The sequence below is a fragment of the Phenylobacterium sp. Root700 genome, assembly GCF_001429025.1.
In the GTDB taxonomy this organism is placed as follows: domain Bacteria; phylum Pseudomonadota; class Alphaproteobacteria; order Caulobacterales; family Caulobacteraceae; genus Phenylobacterium.
In genome coordinates this window covers 1-3,086 of the sequence record NZ_LMHT01000020.1, presented here as the reverse complement: position 1 = coordinate 3,086, position 3,086 = coordinate 1, and the positions used below count along the sequence as shown (strand labels likewise).

Below are 3,086 nucleotides of genomic sequence, written 5' to 3'. Positions count from 1 at the left end.
GTAAGCATGCGGTGAGCACCGCGGTCTGACGCGCTCGTGACCGGCTGTAGGGGCGAGTTACCGTGGTGGAAGCGCCGGGTTCATTTCCGCCGCCTCGCTGGTGTCGCCATGCACGCTGTCGCGAATAACGCGGGTGGTGACTTCGTTGAGGTACTGCATCAGGACGGCGTTCAGCTCCTGGAACTCCGGCCATAAGACCTGATCCACGAAGCGTTTGGGCACGCGCAGCATCACGGTCGTGACGCGTTGTCGATGCAGGCGGTAAGGCTTTAGTCCGTAGCGCCGGCACAAGGCGACGAAGAGCCTGCGCGCCCACTGGTCGGGTAGAGAGAACTGCATTTCGATGGGCTCGTCGCTGCGCTGCAATTCAGCCAGCCGCGCTCGGACCCGCTCGAGTGCGGCCTCCGCGGCGTTCTTTTCTCCAGCCGTTCCGGCCCCGGCGAACAGCGCCTCGATCTTGCGAAGCTTCTCGCGCAGTTGCGCTTCGTCGGCCATCAGCACCTCGCTTGGTCACCCTGCGCCGATGGAACATCGACGGCACATAGGGTCAATCGGGCTATGCGCCGACGAGGGGATTAGGCTGCATCCAGTTCCACGGCAGCAGCTCGTCGAGACGGCTGACTGGCAAGTCGTTGATGCGGGCGAGCACGTCGGCCAGCCAGGCTTGTGGGTCGACGTCGTTCATCTTGGCGGTGACGATGAGGCTGTACATAGCCGCCGCGCGCTGGCCGCCGCGGTCGGAGCCTGCGAACAGCCAGGACTTGCGGCCAAGGGCGATGCCGCGCAGCGCCCGCTCGGCGGCGTTGTTGGAGAGGCAGACCTGGCCGTCGTCCAGGAAGCGGGTGAACGAGGGCCAGCGGCGCTTGAGGTAGTTGATCGCCTTGACGATTGCATGGCTGCTGGTGAGCTGCTGACGGGTCTCGTCCATCCAGGCTTCCAGCTCGGCGAGGATCGGTGCGCTTTGCGCGCGGCGCAGGGCCAGGCGAGCCTCGGGACTTGCGCCATTGATCTGCCGCTCGACGGCGAACAGGGCGTCGATCAGGCGCACGGCCTCGAGAGCCTTGGGATAGACGGACTTGGGCTTCTCGCCTCTGGCCTTCTTGCGCTCGGCGGTCTCGATGTCGGCCAGCTCGAAGAACTTGCGCCGGCCGTGGGCCCAACAGCCGGCCTCCAGGATCGGTCCTGGACTTCGATCTGGCTTGTAGAGCTCGGCGTAGCCGCCATAGGCGTCGGCCTGCAGGATCCCGCTCCAGGCCTTCAGGTGAGTCTGGGGGTGCACACCCTTGCGGTCGCGCGAGTAGTGGAAGATCGCGGCCGGCGGCGATGATCCGCCGAACGGAGCGTCGTCGCGCACATAGGTCCACAATCGGCCGACATCGGTCTGGCCTTTGGCCAAGACAGGGACGGTCGTATCGTCGCCGTGCAGGCGCTCGGCGGCCAGCACATGGGCCTCAATGCGCTCGACTAAGGGCGCCAGCACCGAAGTGACGCCGCCCACCTGGTCGGCCAGGGTCGACAGGCTCAGCGGCAGGCCCTCGCGGGCGTAGCGCTCGGCCTGGCGGTTGAGCGGCTGATGCTGGCCGAACTTCTCGAAGACGATCATGGCCAGCAGGCTGGGGCCGGCCCAGCCGCGCGGCAGGACGTGGAACGGCGCCGGAGCCTGGGCGATGGTCTCGCAGTCGCGGCAGGAGACCTTCTCGCGGACGGTCTGGATCACCTTCCACTGGCGGGGGATCACCTCCAGGGTCTCGGTGACGTCCTCGCCGAGCTTGCTCAGGCGTGAGCCGCCGCAGCAGGCGCAGGTCCTGGGCGCCTCGATCACCACGCGCTCGCGCGGCAGATGCTCTGGGAAGGGCTGGCGCGAGGGCTTGTTGCGGGTGAACGGCTTGACCGTGGTCGTGGCCCGGGCTGCGGCCTGCTCGGCGGCAAGCTCGTCTTCGGTGGCGCTGGCCTCCAACTCCTCAAGCTGCAGCTCCAGCTGATCAAGCAACCGGCTGGTCCGCTCGGAGGAGGTCCCGAACCGCTCGCGCTTGAGCTTGGCGATCTGCAGCTTCAGATGGGCGATCAGCGCCTGGTCGTCAGCGCGCTCGGCCTTGGCCGCGGCGGCCTCAGCGATGGCGAGGGCCGCATCGGCGCGCGCCAGATCACGATCGGCATGCGCCGCATCCCGCTCGGCCTGCATGCTGGCCAGCGCCGCCTTCAGCGCTTCGACATCGTCCGGAACCGGGGCGGCCAAGCTCTCCATGACCCCGATGGAATCACAGATCGCAGCGCTTGTGGCGCCCCTAAATGCAGGGTCGACGAACTATTTTGCGCCTCATCCGGCGCTGGCAGGACGCCAAGTGTGCTGGGGATTACGCCAGTCGATCCCCTCCAGCATGTAGCCCATCTGCGCCAGGCTCAGAGCCACTGGGCCGCCGCTCGTCGAGGGCCAGACGAACCGTCCCCGCTCCAGCCGCTTGGCGTAGAGCGACATGCCGATCCCGTCGTGCCAGAGGATCTTGATCAGCGCCCCGCTCCGCCCGCGGAACACGTAGAGATCCCCCGCATGAGGATCGCGCTTCAGGTGCTCCTGGACCAGCAGGGCCAGGCCCTGCATCCCCTTGCGCATATCCGTGTGACCGGTGGCGAGCCACACCCGCACGCCAGAGCGGATGGGGATCATCGCAGCGCCCGCAGCGTCGCGGCGACCAGCGCCTCAGGCGCCCCGCCCGCGATCAACACCCGCGGGCCTGCCGCAAACTCCACCACCAAGGCCGGCTCGGCCGAGAGCCTATCCGCCGCTGGCTCTGACCGGACGATGACCGGCGCAAATCCGCTCGACGCCCCGATGGACTGGCGCCAGCGGTAGAGCAGGCTCGTGCAGATCTCCGCCTGCCGAGCCACCTCGGCCACGCTCGCCCCTGGCGCAAAAGCCGCCGCCAGCAGCGCCAGCTTCTGATCCTCACTCCAGCGACGCCGCCGCTCAGGACCCGTAATCAGCGTCGAATACGCCATGACACCGCTGCTAACACCGCACCTATCCACGCTGTTAGCTGTGCAGCATCAAACCAAACCGCAGAAGGCGGCCCTCACCGCAGGGATAC

At 67.5% G+C, this 3,086-nt stretch carries 4 protein-coding genes; all 4 read right to left on the bottom strand.

Translation table 11 applies throughout. The features are described from left to right. Nucleotides 1–57: 57 nt before the first annotated feature. The 4 genes from ASE02_RS10880 to ASE02_RS10865 all read right to left on the bottom strand — a co-directional run bounded on the left by ASE02_RS10880 (nucleotide 58) and on the right by ASE02_RS10865 (nucleotide 2,997). Nucleotides 58–495, bottom strand: coding sequence for a hypothetical protein (locus ASE02_RS10880; RefSeq protein ID WP_056734062.1), 438 nt, complete (start codon nucleotides 493–495; stop codon nucleotides 58–60). 61 nt (nucleotides 496–556) lie between these two features. Beyond that, nucleotides 557–2,182, bottom strand: coding sequence for an IS66 family transposase (locus ASE02_RS10875; RefSeq protein WP_369818547.1), 1,626 nt, complete (start codon nucleotides 2,180–2,182; stop codon nucleotides 557–559). A gap of 135 nt (nucleotides 2,183–2,317) precedes the next feature. Then, nucleotides 2,318–2,665 carry an IS66 family insertion sequence element accessory protein TnpB gene (gene tnpB, locus ASE02_RS10870; protein WP_056734057.1) on the bottom strand — a complete coding sequence of 116 codons (348 nt, stop codon included), beginning with the start codon at nucleotides 2,663–2,665 and terminating at the stop codon, nucleotides 2,318–2,320. Further along, entirely contained in the window at nucleotides 2,662–2,997 is a 336-nt protein-coding gene (locus tag ASE02_RS10865; protein ID WP_056734055.1) for a transposase, read from the bottom strand. The genes tnpB and ASE02_RS10865 overlap by 4 nt, the downstream gene beginning before the upstream one ends. Nucleotides 2,998–3,086: the final 89 nt, after the last annotated feature.